Below are 19,400 nucleotides of genomic sequence, written 5' to 3' on the forward strand. Positions count from 1 at the left end.
GGGCCCCGGGATCGCTCCCGGGGCCCTCGCCCTGTTGCCTACGTGTGGCCTACCGCTCGACGATGATCACCCGCAGGTTGCGCGGCCCGTGCACCCCGTCCACGCGCACCAGCTCGATGTCCGAGGTGGCCGACGGGCCCGCGATCCACGTGGTGGGCCGGGTGGGGTTCTCGCCCAGCACGGCCACGGCCTCGGGGAGGGTGGCCTTGATGGCGTCGGCTTCGAGCACGACGACGTGCGTGTCCGGCACCAGCGTGATCGCGCGCCGGCCCTGATCGGGCTGGCCGTCAAGCATGATCGTGCCCGAGTTAGCCACGGCCACGCGCGAGGCGGTGAGGACGGCGTCGATGGAATCAAGCTCGGCCTTGGAAAGCGCCGGCTCGTCCACGCGAACCTCCCGGCCCTTGCCGGCGGCCTCCTGCCACTCGGCGGGCAGGCCGGCGGGCACTACCACGCTCGAGCAGTCGTCGAGCAGCTCGTCGATCGCGGCGGCGATCCCGTCCGGACTCACGCGCTTGACCACCGCGGTGTAGTCGATAAGGGCCTCTTCCATCTCGTCGATGACGACCGCGCGCGAGGCGTCGGTGCCGAAGCGGTAGTCGCGCGGGATCTCCGGGGTGGGGATCGGGCCGACGTTACGGATGCGGTTCAAAATCACGTCCTTGGCGCTCATCGCGCACCTCCTTCATGGCCGCCACAGCAGCCCTCCGAGCCTTTGCCACCGCAGCAGCCCTCTTCGTGCCACCAATCGCGGAAGGATTGTGCGGGCGGGGCGGGGATGTCGCGGGCGCGGGTCCAGTCCTTGGCCACCGGCAGGGGCAGGTAGCCGATCTTGCGATCCTTGCCGGCGGCCACACGGCCGGTGGTCACGGCCTTGCCGGCCGCCTCCATGGCCTTGCCCGATCTCATGATCTTGGACGTGGCCTTCATGCCGATGTCCCACTTGTCGGGGATGCCGCCCCGGTTGGCTTCGGCGTACTTGTGGCGCAGGTGGACCAGGATGTCGGGGATGTTGATCTTGACCGGGCACACGTCGTAGCACGCCCCACACAGGGTCGAGGCGAACGGGAGTGTGGAGGCCGGGTCCTTGCGGTCCGTGGCGCCCAGCAGCTGCGGGGTGAGGATCGCGCCGATCGGCCCGGGGTAGACCGAATTGTAGGCGTGCCCGCCCGTCACCCGGTACACGGGGCAGATGTTCATGCAGGCCGCGCAGCGGATGCATTTGAGGGCTTCACGGCCCACCGGGTCGTGCAGCACGTTGGTGCGCCCGTTGTCCATGAGGATGAGGTGGAACTCCTGCGGGCCGTCGCCCTCCGTGACGCCCGTCCAGAAGGAGGTGTAGGGGTTCATGCGCTCGCCGGTGGCGGAGCGGGGCAGGAGCTGGGAGAACACCTCGATGTCCTGGAAGTGCGGCACCAGCTTTTCGATGCCCATGACCGTGATGAGGGTTTCGGGCAGGGTGAGGCACATGCGGCCGTTGCCCTCGGATTCGTAGATCGCCACGGTCCCGGTCTCGGCCACGCCGATGTTCGCGCCCGAGATCGCCACCTTCGCGGAGAGGAACTTCTTGCGCAGGTGGGCGCGGGCCGCCATGGCGAGCACGCGCGGCTCGTGGGTGAGCTCCCCGGCGTCGTCCATGCGCGCCTCGAAGATCGCCTTGACCTCGGCGCGGTTGCGGTGGATCGCGGGCACGACGACGTGCGAGGGCATGTCCTCCGACAGCTGGACGATCATCTCGGCCAGGTCGGTCTCCCACGCCTGGATCCCGCGCTCGCCCAGGTATTCGTTGAGGTTGATCTCCTGCGTGGCCATGGACTTGACCTTGACCACCTCGTCCACGCCCTTCGCCTTGACCAGGTCGTAGACGATGCGGTTGGCCTCATCGGCGTCGCGCGCCCAGTGCACGACGCCGCCCTTGGCGGTCACGTTCGCCTCGAACTGTTCGAGCAGCTCGACCCAGTTCGCGGCCACGGTGCGCTTGATGTTCGACGCCGATTCGCGCAGCGCCTCCCAGTCGGGCATTTCCTCCACGCGCGTGTTGCGCTTGGTGCGGATCTTGCCGGTGGCATACCCGAGGTTGCGCCGCATCTGCGTGTTGCGCAGGGTTTCCTCTGAGCCTTCACGGAAGGACTGACCCCAGCGGAGCGGGTCGTTGGGAATGGGGTGGCCGGGCACCCAGCCGAGCTCGGTTTCGGCGATGTCCTTTTCGGCCCAGTCGGCGGGGTTGAGCCCCAGCTTCGAGCCCAGTTCCTTGATGTTCAACATTAGGCACCTACCTTCGTGGTTGTGGCCGGGGCGATGAACGGGTCATCCTGGCTGCCGGCGAGCACCTCGGCCAGGTGCATGGCGCGGATTCCGGAGCGTGTGCGGGACAGGCCGCCGGCGATGTTCATGAGGCACGAGTAGTCGCCGGCCACGAGGATTTCGGCGCCGGTGGACTTGATGTTGGCCATCTTGTCGGTGAGCATGGCCGAGGACACGTCGGGGTTCTTCACCGAGAACGTGCCGCCGAAGCCGCAGCACACGTCGGCGTCGGGAAGCGGGACGTAGTCGATGCCCTCCACGGCCTGGATGAGCTGGAGCGGCTTGTCGCCCACCTTTGCCACGCGCAGCGAGTGGCAGGTGGTGTGGTAGGTGACGCGGTGGGGGAAGTAGGCCCCGACGTCGACCATGCCGAGCACGTCCACGATGAGTTCGGGCAGGTCGTACGTCTTCTCGGCGATCTTCTCGGCCTTGGTGGCGAGGTCCGTGTGGCCGAGTTCGCGGGCCACCATCGCCTGCTGGGTGCGGATCGAGCCGGTGCACGAGCCGGAGGGGGCCACGATCGCGTCCCACTCGCCGTCGAGCACGGGGGCGAACGTGCGCACGTGATTCTCAATGAGGGGCAGGGCCTCGGGGTAGTAGCCGGTGTTGATGTGCATCTGGCCGCAACATGCCTGATCCTCGGGGAAGACGACCTCGTGGCCGAGGCGGCGGAGGAGATGCACCGTTGCTTGCGCGGCCTGCGGGAACATGAGGTCGTTCATGCAGGTGGAGAAAAGCGCGATTCTCATGGTGAACCTTTCTATGCGATGAGGAATCCGAGGATTCCGTTGGAGGCGAGGACCGTGATGAGGCCCAGCAGGACGATGAGGGTAAGAGAGTAGGGGGCGGCCTTGCGCAAGATTTCCGACTCGGAGCCCTCGGACTTCACGGCGCCTGCCGCGATCGCGAGGTTCTGGGGGCTGACGATTTTGCCGATGCCGCCGCCGATCTCGTTGACGCCGAGGAGGAGGCGGGTGGGCAGGTCGGCCGCCTGGGCGGCGGTGGCCTGCAGGTTTCCGAACAGGGCGCCGGCCGAGGTGGCCGAGCCGGTCACGGCGGTGCCGATCCAGCCGAGCATGGGGGAGAGGAAGGCGAAGGCGGCGCCCGTGCCGGCCAGCCACGCGCCGATCGCCACGGTCTGGCCGGAGAAGTTCATGACGTAGGCCAGGGCCATGACCAGGCAGATCGTGAGGATCGCGATGCGCAGGTTGACCACGGTGGTGACGAGCGTGCGCATGCCGGTGGCAAACGGCAGCTCGAAACGTCCCTCCGAGCGCGAGTACGCGATCGCCACCACCAGACCGGTGAAGAAGAGCATCGTGCCGGGCGAGGACAGCCAGGGCAGGGTGAAGGTCACCGACGTGTTCTGCTGGCCGTTCAGCCCCATGACGTCGGCCAGGCCCGGCCAGACGAAGGAGATGTCGGTGGAGGCCAGGGCGGCCGGCACGTCCACCCCGATGCGCCACAGCTTGGCCACCGCGAAGACGATGACCACCAGCCAGTACGGCAGGAGGCCGAGCATGATCCGGCTGCCCGAAAGTTGCTCGGTGGGCGCGGGGGAACGCAAGTCCTCGGGCGTCGTCGGCGTCCAAAAACGTAGCAGCGCGGCGAGCGCGGCGAAGGAGAGCAGGGAGCCGACCACGGCGGCGAGCTCGTAGGACAGGAAGTTGGAGGTGAGCCCCACGCCGGCGGCCATGCCGGCCCAGGCGACGATCGCGGCGAGCCAGCCGTCCTTGATCCCGCGCATGCCGTCCATGATGAACAGCATGAGGAAGGGGACGATGATGAGCAGGATCGGGGTGATGCGGCCCATGGTGGCGCCCACCAGGTTCGGGTCTTCGCCGCCGAGTTTGGCCACGGTGGTGACCGGGATCGCCATCGCGCCGAACCCGACGTTGAGAGCGTTGCCTACCATGACGGCGAGCGCGGCGCGGATCGGGGGCAGGCCGAGCGCCCACATCATCGTGCAGGCGATCGCCACGGGGGCGCCGAAGCCGGCCAGGCCCTCGAGTAGGCCGCAGAACGCGTAGCCGATGAGGAGGCCCTGGATGCGCTTGTCTCCTTTGCCCACGGCCGAGAAGACGGCCTGGACGTCGGCGGCGCGGCCGGAGCGGTCGGTGAGGTTGTACAGCCACACGGCCATCACCACGATGTAGATGATCGGGATGAGGCCGAAGGCCGCGCCTTCAACGGCGGACATGCCCGCCATCGCCGCCGGCATGTCGAAGCCGACCGTGGCCACGATCAGCGCCACCACAAGGGCGCCGAGCGCGCACCAGTGTGTGGGGATGGAAAACACCCCGAGCGCGACGAAGAAGAATACGAGGGGCAGGAGGCTAACAAGAGCAGTGATCAGCGACGACCCGGCGATCGCCGTGGTCGAAGGCTGAAAGAGTGTAAGCGCAATCATAAACATCCTTGTTGTCGATTTCTTCTCCCTACCTTAGTGAAACACTTCGCGCGCACATAGCCAGGATCTGGGAAAATGTCCGTCTTTACGTCAGAGTTTGCTTGCGCAAATCGTGAGGTCTGAGGAGGGCGGTCCCGCGGCTGTACCACGGTATGACGGGCGCGCAGAGGGTCGAGTCATAGGATTGTCCTATGCATACATCGATGGACGTGGACCTACCGTGTCAGCCCGCGCGCGCCAGCCAAGAGGCAGTCGCGCGTTTCTTCACCTTCCTCCTTCAGGTGGTGGCCGTGTGGAATATCGTGGGCCTGCTGGTTGAGCGCATCGCTCCCGGCACCGCGGCCGCGATCTCGGACTTCTTTTGGCTGACGAACATCTACTCCGACCCCTCCCTCATCTGGGGCCTCATCAACGCCATGCTGGCCTCCGGCTTCATGCGCCGCCAGCGCGCCGCGATGATTGGCTTCCTCGTCGTCTTCCAGGTGACCACCCTCGCCCTTGCCGTGGCGGTCATCCCAATGTGGCACGACCTTGCCGAGCTGGGCGTGGAGCGCCTGGAATACTTCCTCTTTGTCGCCGCCACACTCTTCGCACTCGCGTCGATCATCGTGCTGTTGTGGGCGCGCGCGGCGTTCCCGGGGCGGCTCGTACGCGGGGCATGGTGGCGGGCGCTCGCGGTCGGCCTCGGCGGGCTTGGCCTGGGATTCGGGTACGGCTTCCTCAGCGCCGTCATGGTCCACCACATGCCCTACCTCGACGCGGCGAAGTGGGCGGCCGCCGCGATCGTTAGCGCCGACCCGACCGGCCACCCCTACGACGTTTCCTACGACGCCGGCTGGTGGACCTTCCTCATCGTTGAGATCATCGTGGTCGCCGGCCTGCTTGGCGCGATCTCCACCTTCTTTCGCGCCGACGCCCGCCAGGTGGCCCGCCAGGTTGATTCGGCGGTCACCGCGCGCACGATACTCCTTCACGATGACGACGCCGACTCCCTGTCCTACTTCGCCACCCGCGACGACCGCCGGCTCACCACCAGCCCCAACGGCCGGGCGGCGATCTCGTGGAAGGTGACCAACGGCGTGGCGTTGGCGGGCGGCGACCCGCTGGGTGATCGGCGCTCGTGGCCGGAGGCGATTGCCACCTGGCAGTTGGTGGCCCGCCGCTACAGTTGGGTGCCCGCCGTTATTTCCGCCTCCGAAGAGGGCGCCCGCGCCTACCAGGACGCCGGCATGCACCTCATCGCGATGGGGGATGAGTCGGTCATCTACCCCGCCGACTTCTCCCTGTCGAAGAACAAGCCCGTCCGCCGCGCGATCGCCGGCCCGCGCAATGCGGGCTACACCGTGAAGATCCGCCGCCAGGAGGAGATCGACGCCGCCGAGCTGGCCGAGCTGGCCGCCTGCGCCGAGCGTTGGCGCGTGGGCGACGAGCGCGGCTTCTCCATGGCGCTCGGCCGGCTGGGCGACCCGCGCGACCCCCGCATCCTCGTCGTCACCGCCCACGACGCCGGGGGCGAGGTCCGCTCCCTTCTCACGTTCGTACCGTGGGGCAAGCGCGGGGTGTCGCTGGACCTCATGCGCCGCTCGCCGGACGCGGCCTCCGGCGTCAACGAGCTCATGATGACCGAGCTCATGCAGAACGCCGAAAACCTTGCGATTGACCGTATCTCGCTCAACTTCGCCATGTTCCGCTCGGCCTTCGAGGTCAGCGAGCGCGTGGGCGCCACCCCGTTGCAGCGCCTCAACTACCGCATCCTCATGCTGGCCTCGCGCTGGTGGCAGTTGCACTCGCTGTACGAGTCGAACGCCAAGTACAACCCGGTGTGGAAGCGCCGCCTCATGTGTTACAGCTCGGCCCAGCAACTCACCCGTACCCTCATCGCGTGCGGGCGGGCCGAAGGCTTCGTGCCCGACGCCCCCCAGGCCTTCCGCCGCCGCAACGCCGCCCAGGAGTCGGCAACGTATGTGGGCGACGTTGTGGCGCGCATGCAACCTATCCTCGACGAGCTGCTCAACCCGCCTGCGATCGAGCCCAAGCGCAACGAGCAGCAGCGCGTGCGAATCGCCAAGCTCGCCACCCTTGAGGCGGCCGGCATGGATGCCTACCCGCCCGCCGTCTCGCACACGGCCTCGATCGCGCAGGTCAAGCGGGGTCCGGTTGCGTTCGGGCCTGGCGCGGACGCAACGGGCGCTGTTGACGCGACGGGCGCGGACGGCGTCGTGGGCGAGATCTCGATCGTGGGGCGCATCCTGCGCATCCGCGACCACGGCGGCATCATTTTCGCCGATCTGCGCGAGGGCACCGACGAGCTGCAGATCAGCCTCGAGCGCTCAGGCGCGGCCGACATGGCGCTGTGGCGTGCGGGCGTGGACCGTGGGGACGTGGTGTCCGTGACCGGGCGCCTCGGCGTCTCCCGTACCGGCGAGCCCACCTTCGCAGTGGAGTCTTGGACCATGGCGGCGAAGTCGCTGGTGGCGCCGCCGGACAAGTTCCGCGGCGTGGCCGACCCCGAGGCCCGCCTGCGCAACCGCCACATGTACCTGGCCACCGACGCGGGGGCGTGGACGCGCCTGTACACGAGGTCGGCGGCGGTGAAGGCCGTGCGCGACTTCCTGGCCGTCCGGGACTACATCGAGGTCGAGACCCCGATCCTCCAACGCGTGCACGGCGGCGCGAACGCCCGTCCGTTCGCCACCCACATCAACGCTTACGACCTCAACCTCACCATGCGTATCGCCCCCGAACTGTTCCTCAAGCGGCTGTGCGTGGCGGGCGTGGAGCGTGTGTTCGAACTCGGACGCAACTTCCGCAATGAGGGCGCCGACTCCACGCACAACCCCGAGTTCACGTCGCTCGAGGCATACGAGGCCTACGGCGACTACCTCACGATGCGCGACCTCACCCGCGAGCTCATCATCGCCGCCGCCACCGCGGTGCACGGCTCGCCGCGCGTGCCGCGCCCGGGCGGCGGCTGGCTCGATATCTCCGGCCCGTGGCGCTCAATCACGGTTCACGACGCCGTCTCCGAGGCCTGCGGCCAGCGCGTCACCGCCGAGACGAGCGCGGAGGAGCTGCGTGAGCTGTGCAAGAAGTTCGACATCGAGGTGGGCCTGCACGCTACGCCCGGCGCGATGGTGACCGAGCTGTACGACGAGCTGGTGGAGTCCCAGACCGAGGAGCCGACCTTCTACCTCGACTTCCCCGTGGAGACCTCGCCGCTCACCGCCCCGCACCGCTCCGTTCCCGGGCTGGCCGAGCGCTGGGACCTCGTGGCCTTCGGCATGGAGCTCGGCACCGCGTACACCGAGCTGACCGACCCGATCGACCAGCGCGACCGCCTCACCCGCCAGTCCCTGCTGGCTGCCGCCGGGGACGCCGAGGCGATGGAGGTTGACGAGGAGTTCTTGAGCGCCCTCGAGTTCGGCATGCGGCCCACCGGCGGGCTCGGGATTGGCATCGACCGGCTGACGATGTTCCTGGTGGACGGCACGATCCGCGACACGCTGGCGTTCCCGTTCGTCAAACCCGCCCAGTAGGGTGCCGGTGCCGGTGCCGGCGGGTCAGTTGGCGGGCGGCTGGCGAGTAGATGGGCCGGCCAGGATCAACTCCGCCACCTCGGCCGGGTGCGTGAGCGGGAACAGGTGGTTCCAGCCGCGTGCCTCGATGAGCTCGCTACCGATCTGGCGCGCGAACGCGCGCTGGGCCGAGCGATGCGAGCTCGCCCCCGGGTGGGGGAGAGCGCACACGTGCAACGTGGGCGGAAGCGGGTGCCCCAGCTTCTGAGAGATCCGATCCTGCAGGCGGGCAAGCTCGGCGAGCTGGAAGGTGATGGCCTCGAGGCCGGCGGGCGTGCCGTAGCGCGCCTGCCGCTCGGCCCCGGAAATCGGGTCCTTCCCCGTCAGGGCAAGCATGGCCGCCGCGCGGGCCAGCGCTCCGAGCGGGGCGGCGAACCGGGGAACGCGTACGTGGGAGCTGGCCTCGCCGAGGGTGGTGGGGTCGAGCAGGGTGAGAGAGTCTGCGCCGTCCAGGGCTAAGGAGAGGGCGGCGAGCCCGCCGAGCGAGTGGCCGATAAGGTCGAGCCGCTCGGTGCCGCGGTCGGGGAGTCCGAGGGCGCGCGGCAGATCCTCCGAGGTGAGGGGCACGGCCCACTGGTCGGCCACGATGACGCGCCCGCGAAGGAGCGCGGCGAGCGGCGCGTAGTCACGCGGAGCGAGAGCCAGTCCGGGCAGGATCACCCACATGTCCACCTCCCATCCGCGCCGCAATCATCAGCATGAGGACGACGGACGCCGCCACCTGCACGCGCTGCGCGATCCCCACCGGCCACCCGGCAGCGATCGTCACGAGCTCCACGCCCATCGCCCCCACCACCACGGCCCCCACGGCCTGCATCACCCGCGTGCCGGCGAGCAGCGCGCCCACCGCCACCGCGACCAGTCCGAGCCCCGCCAGCGACGACGTCACCGTATGGGCGAGGTGGCTGAACGACGTGCCGGCCTCGAGTTGTGCCCGGCACGAGGGCACGGATTCGGCACAGTCCATGGGGAAGGCGGCGTCCAACACGGTGGCGATTCCGGCCAGCGCCATCCCGCCCGGCACCAGTGCTACGAGCACCCGCTCCGGCACAAGCCCGGCCAGCCGGCCGCCAACCCCGGCACCGCCCGCCGCGCCCGGTAGCCCGCCGCGCGCTCCCGCCAGCCCCGCATCCAGCTCACCCGCGTGACCTGACCCCCAGCGCACCCCGGGCAGGAGGTCGCGCGCCGCGCCACGGCGTCGTGACCACAAGTAAAACCCGACGGCCGCGAACGCCACCCCCGCAGCCGCATCCATCGAGCGCACGAGCGCGGAGGACGCCTGGTCCGCCGCCGACAGCTCGGACAAATACGACACCGTGGGGGAGAGCGGGTAGCCGAGGGCGGCCTCGGTCAGAACGCTGGCATAGGCCAGCGCCCCCAGGGTCAAGGCGATCGCGGCAATTAACACGCATCAAACCTAGCGCGCCGCGCCCTGACCCCCATCAGCCCACCGGATGAAGCGAGGGCACGATGAGGGAGAACAGATCCTTGGGGTCGTCGGGTTCGGCGACCAGCTCGATGTCGTCGAAGTAGCTGGTGCCGGCCACGGAGTCGCGCGTGTAGCGCAGGGCGGAGAAGTCGCTCATGGCGAAGCCAACGGAGTCGAACAGGGTGATCTCGTCTGCCGACGTCCGCCCGGGCGCCTTACCCGCCAGGACGTCGGCGAACTCGGTCACGGGGAAGTCCGGGGCCATCTGCTGGATCTCGCCCTCGATGCGGGTTTGCGGGGTGAATTCCACGAACACAGTGGAGCGCTCAAGGATCGCGGCTTCGAGCTCGGTTTTGCCCGGACAGTCCCCGCCGATCGCGTTGAGGTGCACGCCGGACCGCACCTGCGCATCCGACAGGATGGTGTTGTTGGCCTTGTCGGCGGTGCAGACGGTGATGACGTCGGCCCCGGCCACGGCGTCGTCCACGCTGTCGCACACCGTGATCGTAAAGCCCAGCGGGGCGAGGTTGCGGTGGAATTTTTCCATGGCGTGCGGGTCGATGTCGTAGATGCGCAGCTCCTCCAGGCCGAGCGCGGCGCGCATGCCGAGCGCCTGGAATTCCGACTGCGAACCCGAGCCGATGAGGGCGTGGACGCGCGAGTCCGGGCGGGCCAGCGTGCGTGCCACGAGCGCGGAGCACGCGGCCGTGCGCAGGGCGGTGAGCAGGGTCATCTCGGCGAGGAAGGTCGGATAGCCGTTGTCGACGTCGGCGAGCACGCCGAACGCCGTGACCGTCTGGAAGCCGCGCGCTGGGTTGGACGGGTGGCCGTTGACGTACTTGAACGAGTACTCCTCCGAGTTCGACGTGGGCATCAGCTCGATCACCCCGATCGGGGAGTGGCTGGCCACGCGCGGGATCTTCTCGAACGAGTCCCAGTTGAGGAAGTCGGCTTCGAGGTAGTCCATCATCCCGGAGATGATCTTCTCCACGCCGGTGCTGAAGATCCAGCGCGACATGTTCGTCACGTCAACGAAGGTGGTCATGGGTGATCCTTTCGCGTTGTTCATCACATCGTAGCGCGCCGCCGGGGGCGTGGCTAGGCGGTCCGCCCGCGGGCTCGGCGGTGGCGGCGGGGGCCTTTTTCACGACGCCGTGGCGCGGCTTTTCCGGGCTTTCTCCCGATGCCGCGCGGGGGCGTTGGGTGCGGGTCGCGGCCGGCGGGGTGGGCGCCTTACGTGACCGGTTGCCGCGCGCATGTCGCTAAGCTGATCGGCCCTCCGTTCGACGCGCCGGCGGAGAGTGCGTAGGCTGAAACGGTTCAGATGGCAACGAGAGTGCGAGGAGGTTGCCATGAGCAAGCGCGGGCTCCTCATCGGGTGCGTGGCCCTCGGTGTCGCTATGCTCCTCGCCGTTGCCATCGGCCCGATCCTCACCCCGCCAGCCGACGTCGCCGCCGCCCTCTCCCGTGCCATCACCGGCGCTGATGCCCCCGCCTCCGACGCCCTCATCACCCACATCCGCCTCCCACGCGTGCTCATGGCCGCGCTCGTGGGCGGGGCGCTCGCGGTGGCCGGGGCTGCCATGCAGGCCGTGTTCCGCAACCCGCTCGCCGAGCCGGGGATCACCGGGGTGGGGACGGGAGCGGCCGCGGTCGCGGTGGTCGTCATCGTGTCCGGGGCCTCGCTCGCGCATCCGGCCCTGCTGCCGCTCGGCGCGTTCGCCGGGGCGTTGGCCGCCACTGGGCTCGTGCAGCTGGTGGGGGCGCGCGGCCCGCGGGCGTCCACGGCCACGATCCTGCTGGTGGGCGTGGCTCTCAACTCCTTCCTCGGCGCTATCATCGCCGCCACGATCGCCAACGCCCCCGACGCCGAAAACGCCCGCTCGGCCATCTTCTGGCTGAACGGCGACCTCGCCGGGCGCACGATGTCCGACGTCGCGCTGGTAGTGGCGCCCGTGGTGATCGGCGCGATCGGCGTGGGCCTACACGCCCGCGAGCTCAACATGCTCTCCCTCGGCGCCTCGACGGCCCAGAGCTCGGGGGTGGCGGTGCGGCGGGTGTCGCACACGGTGCTGGCCTTCGCGGCGCTCGCCACCGCCGGTGCCGTGGCTACCACGGGCGTGATCTCGTTCGTCGGGCTGGTGGTGCCCCACCTCATTCGTCTGGCGCGCGGGGAGAACTACCGGATGCTCATCCCCGCGTCCTTCATCTTCGGCGCGGTGTTCCTCATCGTCGCCGACACCGTAGCCCGCATGATCTTCACCCCCGTGGTGCTGCAGACCGGGGTGGTGACGGCACTGGTGGGCGCGCCGATGCTGCTCTTCCTCGTGCTGAGGGAGGGGCACCGATGAGCGGGGCGAGCGCCGGGCAGCCGGTTGCTGGGCGCGCGGCGGCCGCGGTCAGCCTGCGCGGCCTTCGGGCCGGCTACGGCGACCGGCCCGTGCTGGACATCGCCCACCTCGAGCTCGGCGCCGGCCGGATCGTGGGTCTCATCGGTCCGAACGGCGCGGGCAAGTCCACGCTGGTCAAGGCCATCCTGGGGCTGGTGCCGGCTGAGGGTGTGGTGGAGGTCGGCGGGGAGAGCCTTGCCCGACTCTCTGCGCGCCGGCGGGCCGAGCTCGTGGCCTACCTCGCCCAGGAATCCCTGCGCGGCTCGGCCTTCACCGGCCGCGAGGTGGTGGAGATGGGCCGGTATGCCGCCCTCCCGCGCTTCGGTTCGCTTTCCGCCGACGACGACGCCCGTGTCGCGTCCGCCCTTGCCGCCACCGGCGCGCTGGCCTGGGCCGAGCGCCCCACCCGGCAGACCTCGGGAGGTGAACGCCAGCTCACCGGCCTGGCCCGCGCTCTCGCACAGGACGCGCCCCTGCTCTTGCTGGATGAGCCGGTCTCCGCGCTCGACCTGTCCCACGCCGTGGCCGTGCTCAAGGTGCTACGGCCCTGGGTGGCGGCCGACCGGCGTCGGACCGTGATCGCCGTCCTGCACGATCTCACGCTCGCCGCCCGGTTCTGTGACGAGCTAGTCCTCCTCCAGCCCCGGCTGGGAGGGGCGCGGGTGCGGGCCCGCGGCACGCCAGGCGAGGTGCTCACTCCCGAGGCGATCAAGGAGATCTACGGCACGCCCGTGGACGTCCGGCCCTCCCCGGTCACCGGCACGCTCGTCGTCACCCCGCTCTAGCACCGCTCACGCAGTCTCCGCGAAGCCCCTGATCACATGCCCTCCTATCAATTTTCGACTCACGAAAGGTCAACATCATGAAGAAACTCCTTGCAGCCGCAGCCGTCCTGGCCCTCGCAGCGTGCTCCCACGCGCCGGCGAGTTCGGGGGAGGCCGGGCCGTCGGCGTCGGGAAGTGCCGAGACCACAACCCAAACCGATGAGCCTACGGACACCGTGACGGAGACCAGCGCCTACACGCGCATCGTGGCCACCAGCCCCGAGACCAGCGACATGGCCCTCATGCTCGCTGGGCCGGAGAACGTGGCGGTGATTTCGGCGTCGGCGGCGTCGCCGATGGGGCAGAACCCGGAGCTCGCGCGGCAGGTGACCGAGCGGCTCGAGACGGGCATCAACCCCGACGCCGAACAGATCCTGTCCTACAACCCGGACCTGGTGGTGATGACGGCGCGCTTCGAGTCGGAGAGCGGGGTGGCCGAGCAGCTGCGCGCAGCCGGCGTGGAGGTGCTCGACTTCGACGGCCACGAGTTCGACACCCCGGAGCTGTACGCGGCGGCGGTGGAGAAGATGGGCGAGAAACTGGCGATGCCGGTCACGGCCGCGGGGCTGACGAACGATTTCCTGGGGCGGATCGCGCAGATCGACGCCGAGGTGGCGCAGGTTGAGAGCAAGAAGAGCCCGGCGGTGCTCGAGCTCATCGCGCGCGGGGGCAAGGTCATGGCGATGGGCGTGAACAACGTGGTGCCCGGCCTGGCGATCCGCGCGGGCGCCACCGACGCCGGCGCGGCCGCCGGCATCACTCGTACCATGCCGATCGACGCCGAAACCCTGCTCAAGGCCAGCCCCGACATCTTGTTCGTGGAGGATTTCATGGGCGCCGGACTTGAGCCCTTCGAGGATCTGCTGGGCAACCCGGCGCTGGCCGACGTGCCCGCGATCAGGGACGGGCGCGTGGTGCTACTGCCGATGAACGAGGCCTCCTCCACGGCCGGCCTGCAGATGGACAAGGGCTACGCCACGATCGCTACCGAGGTGCAAAAGTAAAGGTGAGGGGTTAGTCCTCTTCAGGGAGCACCTTCTCCTGCGGGATGTCGGGAAGCTCGGTCATCTCCTCGTCGCCCTGGCGGAGCGTGCGGTAGACCGACCAGGCGATCGCCATGAGCGGGATCGCAATCACCGCGCCCACCAGGCCGCCGGCGAAGCCACCTGCCGCCACGCCGATCGCCACCACGATCGGGTGAAGCGCCACCTGGCGGCCCATGATAAGCGGCTGGAGGAGGTGCCCTTCGATCTGGCCAATGCCCGCGATGCCCACGCCCACGACGATGAACTTGACCAGGCCGCCCGACGCCAGCGCTACGATCATCGCCACCACCATCGCCGCCGGTGCGCCGACCAGCGGAATGAACGTGCCGATCAACACCAGGACGGCGAGCGGGGCTGACAGCGGCACGCCCACGATTGACAAGAAGATGAAGGCCAGGATCCCGTTGATGATCGAAATGATGACGGTGCCGCGGGCGTACCCGGAGAAGGCCACCCAGCCGGCCGTCGCGCCCAGGTGGCTGCGGTAGCGGTTGCGCGCCGGGAGCAGGTTCAAGAACCACAGCCACATCTGAGGGCCCTGGGCAAGGAAAAAGAAGGTGACGAACAGCGACAGAGCCAGGATCGTCATGACGACGGCGAAGTTCGAGGCGTTGGCCAGCACGGTCTGCGCGATGGCGCCCGCGTTGGACTGGATCCAATCCGTGCCCGTGGACACGGCGTTCGAGATCGCCTCGGACAGGTCCTGGCGGGACAGGTGCCAAGGCAGGTTGTCGCGGGTGAAGAAGTCGAGGATGGAGTTCACGCCGTCCTGAAACTGATTGGCCAGCGAGTCCCATTCGTTGGCCACCGAGTAGACTACGTAGCTGACCATCCCGCCGAACACAATGAAGCCAAACAGCATGGCGAGCGCGGTGGCAGCCGTGCGGGGCATGTACTTCGACAGCCACGATACGATCGGGTAGAGCACGGCGGTGAGCACGAAGGACAGGAAGACGCCCAGGAACACCTCGGTGACCGCGCCCAAGATCCACGCGATCGCCACGATCACGATCCCCAGGCCGATCAGCATCCAGGAGGCGAGCCCATACTTGGCCAGCCAGTGCGGCACGCCCAGCGCCGAGTTCATCGCCGCCGGGGGCGCCACCATGCCACCCCACGTGCCAGTGGATTTCCCCGCGGCGATCGCGGCCACCTGTGCCTCATCCGTAGCCACCTGCGCCTTCTCGGTTGACGCCTTTTTGCGCCCACAATTCCAATTCATCATGCCTTCGAGCCTACTCGCTTGTGCCGGTGGGCACGACCCGTCCCGCCGCCCCGCCTGGCGGGAGAGAAATCGCATAGTCTGCGCCCAATACTGGAATATATGCGGAATTTATTCAAAGAATGGAGGTATGGAAGAAAAGAATCAGGACGTAAACTGGAGCGAACCGCTCGACGCTAACTCATCAGCCACCTCGGAGCTCGCCGCGCTCCTGTCAGTGGAAAAGGAAATCAACGCGGCAGACATTCAAGAAAAACCAGTCGAACTTGCCTCCGAAACCGCCGACGGCTCCATCAGCTGGCCCGTGGTCATCCCCGCGATGGCACTGGTGATCGCGGTGGTCGCCTGGGGACTCGGCGCCCCGGACAACTTCGAAAACGCTGCCTCGGCCATGTTCAGCTGGGTACTTGAGAACCTGGGGTGGGCGTTCGTCTTGTTCTCCACGGTGTTCGTGGTATTCGTCGTCGTGATCGCCGCCTCGAAATTCGGCTCGATCCGGCTTGGCGCCGCGAACGAGCAACCGGAATTCTCCAACACGTCGTGGGTGGCGATGATGTTCGCCGCCGGCATGGGGATCGGCCTCATGTTCTACGGCGCCTCCGAGCCGCTCGCTTTCTACCGCGACGGCGTGCCCGGCCACGAGCCCAACGAAGTGGGCACCGCGATGGCCACCGCGATGTTCCACTGGACCCTGCACCCGTGGGCCATGTACGCGATCGTGGGCCTCGCGATCGCCTACTCGACCTACCGGATCGGGCGCAAGCAGCTGATCTCCGCCGCCTTCACTCCGCTGATCGGGGAGAAGCACGCGAACGGCGCGCTGGGTAAGGCCATCGACTCCCTGTCCGTCTTTGCCACTGTGTTCGGCACCGCCTGCTCGCTCGGGCTGGGCGCCCTGCAGATCCGGGCGGGCCTGACCGCGGCCGGTATCGTGGAGAATCCGGGGACCGGGCTGATCGTGGCGATCGTGTCCGTGCTGACCCTGGCCTTCCTGCTCTCCGCAATGTCTGGCGTTGGGCGTGGCATCCGCTACCTGTCGAACGCGAACATGGTCTTCGCCTCGATCCTCGCGGTCGCCGTCTTCATCCTTGGCCCCACGATCGCCCAGCTCAACCTTTTGCCCGGCTCGGTGGGCGCCTACCTGTCGCGCTTCTTCGAGATGGCCGGCCGCACCGCCGAATCCGCTAACGGCACTGCCGGAGATTGGCTGTCCGGGTGGACGATCTTCTACTGGGCCTGGTGGATCTCGTGGTCGCCGTTCGTAGGCATGTTTATTGCGCGGATCTCGCGCGGGCGCACGGTGCGCGAGTTTTGCATGGGTGTTATGTTCATCCCTGCCGGCCTGTCCACGGTGTGGTTCGCGATCTTCGGTGGGTCCGCGATCTCGATGGAGCTCGCCGGCGAGTCGATCTACGGCGATGGCAACGTGGAGTCGCAGCTGTTCAACCTGTTGCACTCGCTACCGGGTGGGTTCGTGCTTGGGTTGGTTGCGGTGTTGTTGCTCGCCACCTTCTTCATCACCTCCGCCGACTCCGCCTCCACGGTCATGGCCTCCATCTCCCAGGGCGGGAAGTCCACGCCTACCCCGTGGTTGTCCGGCCTGTGGGGTCTACTGACCGCGGCCATCGGGCTCACCCTGCTCGTGTCCGGCGGCGACAGTGCCCTCGGCAACATCCAATCGGTGACCATCGTGGCGGCCACCCCGTTCCTCTTCGTGGTGGTGGCGCTCATGTTTGCCCTGGTCAAGGACCTGCGCAACGATGTCGTCTACCTCGACCAGCGCTCCCAGGAGGCCTTCCAGCGCCAGCTCGCGATCGAACGCCGCCACCGGCGCGAGCGCGAGGAGGAGAAGCGGCTCAACCGAGCGCTGCGCCACGCGATGAGCCGCCGCGGGCCCCGGGAGCACAGCAAGACTGAGTAGTCCGCGCTGATCCTGTAAGTAACTGGTGAGTCTGGGGGCATTGCTGAAAACGGGGCTTTCGGGCTCAGATTCACCAATTAGCCACGCCGGGGCGTTTGCTGCCCCGCCACGTGGCCCGCAGGGCGGGCCAGCGGGAGTGGGTATGATGTGCGGGAACCGACTGAAGGCGGAAGTGACATGACCTCAACCCTTGACCAGCTGATCTTGGACGTGGCGGCGGCCGAAGCGCCGGGCGCCGCGTCCGTGGCGATCCTCGACGACCCCGCCGCCACCCTCCTGCGTAGCGCCCTTGATACCGCCGAGCGGGTGTGGGTGGCCTCGCGCACGGTGATGCAGGCGCGCGAGGCGGATCGGATGGCTCGTGAGCTGGGCGCCCGCGATCGCGTGCGGATCGCGGGCGCGGACGGTCCCCTGCGTCTCGATGAGTTCTTTACGGAAAAGATTGACGTGGCGCTCGGCCACACCCCGAAGTCGCTGGAGGAGGTTGCCTATCTCGCCGGGTCCGTGCCCGCCGGCGCCCTTATCTTCGGGGCGAATAACAAGCATATGGATCGCGGGCACAACGCCACGCTCGCCCGCTATTTCACTGACGTCCACGCCTCCCGCGGCCGCGGCAAGTTCCGTTGCCTTGTGGGCGCCGGCCGCACGGGCCAGGGCTACGAGCCGGCATCCCGTGAAACGGAGGCTGGGACGATCGTGGGCGTGGGCGGGGTGTTCTCTGGCGCGGAGGTCGACCACGGCGGCCAGCTACTGGCCGACACCGCCCTGGCCGAGCTTCGTGCCGAGCGCCGCAAGGCGAAGCTCGCCGCAAACCCGTGGGATTCCTGGGAGGCGCCGAGCGAGGTCGATACCGGCCGCAGCGTCGTCGACCTCGGATGCGGCAACGGAACCGTTGCCCGCATCGTGCTTGCCACCCTGCCCGACGCCACCGTGCTCGCCACGGATGCCGATGCCGACGCCGTCGTCTCCGCCAGCCTCACCCTCGCCGAGTTCGGAGACCGCGCCCGCGTGACCTGGGACGACGCCGCCGGGCAGGAGCCGACCGGGAGCTCCGACGTCGTGCTCCTCAACCCGCCCTTCCACGCGGGCACGGCGCTGGACGCCACGCTCGTCCAGGACCTGCTCGACGCGGCCGCGCGCCTCCTGCGCCCCGGCGGGCGTCTCTACATGGTCCACAACAACCATCTGCGCTACCGCCCGGAGGTGGAGCGGCGGGTGGGCCGCACGCGCCAGCTGGCCCGGAACGCGAAGTTCACGGTGCTGCGGGCAGACGTGCCGTTCGGTTCGCAGGTTTAGACCTTGACGTACCCGTAGCCCTCGGACTGGAGCTTGGCGATCTCCACGATGCCGGCGGGGACCACCTTGACGTATTCGGGGATGAGCTCTTCCTTGACTTGCCGCTCGCCGAGCGCGATCTGGCACACCACGAAGGACACGCCTTCGGCTTCGAGGCCGCGGATGCGGGCCATGCGGTTGGGGTCGGCTTCGAGTTGGGAGAAGGAGCGGACGGCCCCGCCGTTGGCGACCACCACTGCGCGGTGGCGGTCGTCGGCGCGGATGAAGTTGCGTACGGAGCGCAGGGTGAACGGCCAGCGGTCGTTCTCGTTGATGTGGAAGACGAGCTTGTAATCGGACATTCTTTTCCCCTTCGAAAATCCCGGCGTGTGCCGGTTGTCACCTGATTATTCTTCTGGTGCTCACACTACAATGTCCGCGGAGTATTTTCACGTCAAGATAAAGCCTTACCCTATCGGTTCTAGCGGGTGCCCGTGCGTCCGCCTGCCCGGCCCTCGTGTTCACGACGCCCGAGCCGCCCTGTCCGCCTGCGGGATCGCCTTGCCTTCACCCACCCCACAAGCGGCCTGGCTGCCGTGACGCAAAAGCTTTCGAGGTGGTGCCGTGGCGAATCAACACGCGTTCGCCTTGCTGGCGGCTCGCAACCCGGTCATGAAGGTGCTGGGCGCGGTGCTCGGGATCGTACTGACCGGCGTCGTCCTGTACTGGGTGTGGTTCGCCCTTGCGACGTCGACCAGAGCAGTGGCGACCAGACGGCGTTTGTGTGCGACCCCGTCAGCCAGACCGGCGGGAAGAACGGCATCCTTCTGGTCGGCGACGGCATGGACGACCAGGAGATCACCGCGGCCCGCAACTACGCGGTGAGCAACGGAAACAGATCGCCATCCTCCCCAAGGTGAGAGCATCTAGAACCAATCCTTGACGATTGCTGTGTGATCTTATGCTCACTAACAAAACGCCCGTAGGGGAGTACCCCTCAACGC

At 68.2% G+C, this 19,400-nt stretch carries 15 protein-coding genes; 6 read left to right on the plus strand and 9 right to left on the minus strand.

Features of this window, described 5'->3' with window-relative positions; translation table 11 throughout:
- Positions 1-49 precede the first annotated feature (49 nt).
- The 4 genes from AQZ59_RS07065 to AQZ59_RS07080 are packed head-to-tail and all read right to left on the minus strand — an operon-like array spanning position 50 to position 4,714.
- Positions 50-673, minus strand: coding sequence for a LutC/YkgG family protein (locus AQZ59_RS07065; RefSeq protein ID WP_062613974.1), 624 nt, complete (start codon positions 671-673; stop codon positions 50-52).
- Positions 670-2,265: a LutB/LldF family L-lactate oxidation iron-sulfur protein gene (locus tag AQZ59_RS07070; RefSeq protein WP_062613975.1), complete on the minus strand. Its 1,596-nt coding sequence runs from the start codon at positions 2,263-2,265 to the stop codon at positions 670-672. Before AQZ59_RS07070 ends, AQZ59_RS07065 begins: the two co-directional genes overlap by 4 nt.
- The gene (locus tag AQZ59_RS07075; RefSeq protein WP_062613976.1) at positions 2,265-3,053 is read right to left on the minus strand and encodes a (Fe-S)-binding protein; all 789 of its coding nucleotides are present in this window, start codon (positions 3,051-3,053) and stop codon (positions 2,265-2,267) included. The genes AQZ59_RS07070 and AQZ59_RS07075 overlap by 1 nt, the downstream gene beginning before the upstream one ends.
- An 11-nt stretch (positions 3,054-3,064) precedes the next feature.
- The gene (locus tag AQZ59_RS07080) at positions 3,065-4,714 is read right to left on the minus strand and encodes an L-lactate permease (RefSeq protein ID WP_371258062.1); all 1,650 of its coding nucleotides are present in this window, start codon (positions 4,712-4,714) and stop codon (positions 3,065-3,067) included.
- Between the two features lie 191 nt (positions 4,715-4,905).
- Between AQZ59_RS07080 and lysX the strand changes: the two genes are divergently transcribed.
- Positions 4,906-8,250 (plus strand): bifunctional lysylphosphatidylglycerol synthetase/lysine--tRNA ligase LysX, encoded by a 3,345-nt coding sequence (lysX, locus tag AQZ59_RS07085; protein ID WP_082661215.1) that lies wholly within the window; start codon positions 4,906-4,908, stop codon positions 8,248-8,250.
- A gap of 24 nt (positions 8,251-8,274) precedes the next feature.
- Here lysX and AQZ59_RS07090 read toward each other — a convergent pair whose 3' ends face one another.
- The 3 genes from AQZ59_RS07090 to AQZ59_RS07100 are packed head-to-tail and all read right to left on the minus strand — an operon-like array spanning position 8,275 to position 10,763.
- On the minus strand, positions 8,275-8,955 hold the full coding sequence (locus AQZ59_RS07090; RefSeq protein ID WP_083200650.1) for an alpha/beta fold hydrolase: 681 nt from the start codon (positions 8,953-8,955) through the stop codon (positions 8,275-8,277).
- Complete coding sequence (locus AQZ59_RS07095; RefSeq protein ID WP_062613979.1) at positions 8,915-9,697, minus strand: DUF998 domain-containing protein; 783 nt, start codon at positions 9,695-9,697, stop codon at positions 8,915-8,917. Before AQZ59_RS07095 ends, AQZ59_RS07090 begins: the two co-directional genes overlap by 41 nt.
- Before the next feature lie 34 nt (positions 9,698-9,731).
- Positions 9,732-10,763 carry an ornithine cyclodeaminase gene (locus AQZ59_RS07100; RefSeq protein WP_062613980.1) on the minus strand — a complete coding sequence of 344 codons (1,032 nt, stop codon included), beginning with the start codon at positions 10,761-10,763 and terminating at the stop codon, positions 9,732-9,734.
- 307 nt (positions 10,764-11,070) lie between these two features.
- Here AQZ59_RS07100 and AQZ59_RS07105 point away from each other — a divergent pair, with 307 nt between their 5' ends.
- From AQZ59_RS07105 to AQZ59_RS07115, 3 genes are all read left to right on the plus strand, one after another.
- The gene (locus tag AQZ59_RS07105) at positions 11,071-12,069 is read left to right on the plus strand and encodes a FecCD family ABC transporter permease (protein ID WP_062613981.1); all 999 of its coding nucleotides are present in this window, start codon (positions 11,071-11,073) and stop codon (positions 12,067-12,069) included.
- Complete coding sequence (locus AQZ59_RS07110) at positions 12,066-12,893, plus strand: ABC transporter ATP-binding protein (protein WP_068539287.1); 828 nt, start codon at positions 12,066-12,068, stop codon at positions 12,891-12,893. The genes AQZ59_RS07105 and AQZ59_RS07110 overlap by 4 nt, the downstream gene beginning before the upstream one ends.
- A gap of 77 nt (positions 12,894-12,970) precedes the next feature.
- Positions 12,971-13,936, plus strand: coding sequence for an ABC transporter substrate-binding protein (locus tag AQZ59_RS07115; protein WP_062613982.1), 966 nt, complete (start codon positions 12,971-12,973; stop codon positions 13,934-13,936).
- 10 nt (positions 13,937-13,946) lie between these two features.
- Here AQZ59_RS07115 and AQZ59_RS07120 read toward each other — a convergent pair whose 3' ends face one another.
- On the minus strand, positions 13,947-15,203 hold the full coding sequence (locus AQZ59_RS07120; protein ID WP_070808060.1) for an AI-2E family transporter: 1,257 nt from the start codon (positions 15,201-15,203) through the stop codon (positions 13,947-13,949).
- 127 nt (positions 15,204-15,330) lie between these two features.
- On the opposite strand from AQZ59_RS07120, the gene AQZ59_RS07125 reads away from it, so the two are divergent.
- Positions 15,331-17,121: a BCCT family transporter gene (locus AQZ59_RS07125; RefSeq protein ID WP_062613983.1), complete on the plus strand. Its 1,791-nt coding sequence runs from the start codon at positions 15,331-15,333 to the stop codon at positions 17,119-17,121.
- Between the two features lie 177 nt (positions 17,122-17,298).
- Positions 17,299-18,417, plus strand: coding sequence for a class I SAM-dependent methyltransferase (locus tag AQZ59_RS07130; RefSeq protein ID WP_062613984.1), 1,119 nt, complete (start codon positions 17,299-17,301; stop codon positions 18,415-18,417).
- Here AQZ59_RS07130 and AQZ59_RS07135 read toward each other — a convergent pair.
- The gene (locus AQZ59_RS07135; protein ID WP_062613985.1) at positions 18,414-18,758 is read right to left on the minus strand and encodes a DsrE family protein; all 345 of its coding nucleotides are present in this window, start codon (positions 18,756-18,758) and stop codon (positions 18,414-18,416) included. The two genes, AQZ59_RS07130 and AQZ59_RS07135, sit on opposite strands and share 4 nt — an antisense overlap.
- Positions 18,759-19,400: the final 642 nt, after the last annotated feature.

Origin of the sequence: Trueperella bernardiae (genome assembly GCF_001469025.1) — a bacterium.
In the GTDB taxonomy this organism is placed as follows: Bacteria; Actinomycetota; Actinomycetes; order Actinomycetales; family Actinomycetaceae; genus Trueperella; species Trueperella bernardiae.

Bases quoted from the DNA above. Each gene is read 5' to 3' on its own strand.
- AQZ59_RS07065 (WP_062613974.1), bottom strand. From the start codon at position 673: ATGAGCGCCAAGGACGTGATTTTGAACCGCATCCGTAACGTCGGCCCG.
- AQZ59_RS07070 (WP_062613975.1), bottom strand. From the start codon at position 2,265: ATGTTGAACATCAAGGAACTGGGCTCGAAGCTGGGGCTCAACCCCGCC.
- AQZ59_RS07075 (WP_062613976.1), bottom strand. From the start codon at position 3,053: ATGAGAATCGCGCTTTTCTCCACCTGCATGAACGACCTCATGTTCCCG.
- AQZ59_RS07080 (WP_371258062.1), bottom strand. From the start codon at position 4,714: ATGATTGCGCTTACACTCTTTCAGCCTTCGACCACGGCGATCGCCGGG.
- lysX (WP_082661215.1), top strand. From the start codon at position 4,906: ATGCATACATCGATGGACGTGGACCTACCGTGTCAGCCCGCGCGCGCC.
- AQZ59_RS07090 (WP_083200650.1), bottom strand. From the start codon at position 8,955: ATGTGGGTGATCCTGCCCGGACTGGCTCTCGCTCCGCGTGACTACGCG.
- AQZ59_RS07100 (WP_062613980.1), bottom strand. From the start codon at position 10,763: ATGACCACCTTCGTTGACGTGACGAACATGTCGCGCTGGATCTTCAGC.
- AQZ59_RS07105 (WP_062613981.1), top strand. From the start codon at position 11,071: ATGAGCAAGCGCGGGCTCCTCATCGGGTGCGTGGCCCTCGGTGTCGCT.
- AQZ59_RS07110 (WP_068539287.1), top strand. From the start codon at position 12,066: ATGAGCGGGGCGAGCGCCGGGCAGCCGGTTGCTGGGCGCGCGGCGGCC.
- AQZ59_RS07115 (WP_062613982.1), top strand. From the start codon at position 12,971: ATGAAGAAACTCCTTGCAGCCGCAGCCGTCCTGGCCCTCGCAGCGTGC.
- AQZ59_RS07120 (WP_070808060.1), bottom strand. From the start codon at position 15,203: ATGATGAATTGGAATTGTGGGCGCAAAAAGGCGTCAACCGAGAAGGCG.
- AQZ59_RS07125 (WP_062613983.1), top strand. From the start codon at position 15,331: ATGGAAGAAAAGAATCAGGACGTAAACTGGAGCGAACCGCTCGACGCT.
- AQZ59_RS07130 (WP_062613984.1), top strand. From the start codon at position 17,299: ATGACCTCAACCCTTGACCAGCTGATCTTGGACGTGGCGGCGGCCGAA.
- AQZ59_RS07135 (WP_062613985.1), bottom strand. From the start codon at position 18,758: ATGTCCGATTACAAGCTCGTCTTCCACATCAACGAGAACGACCGCTGG.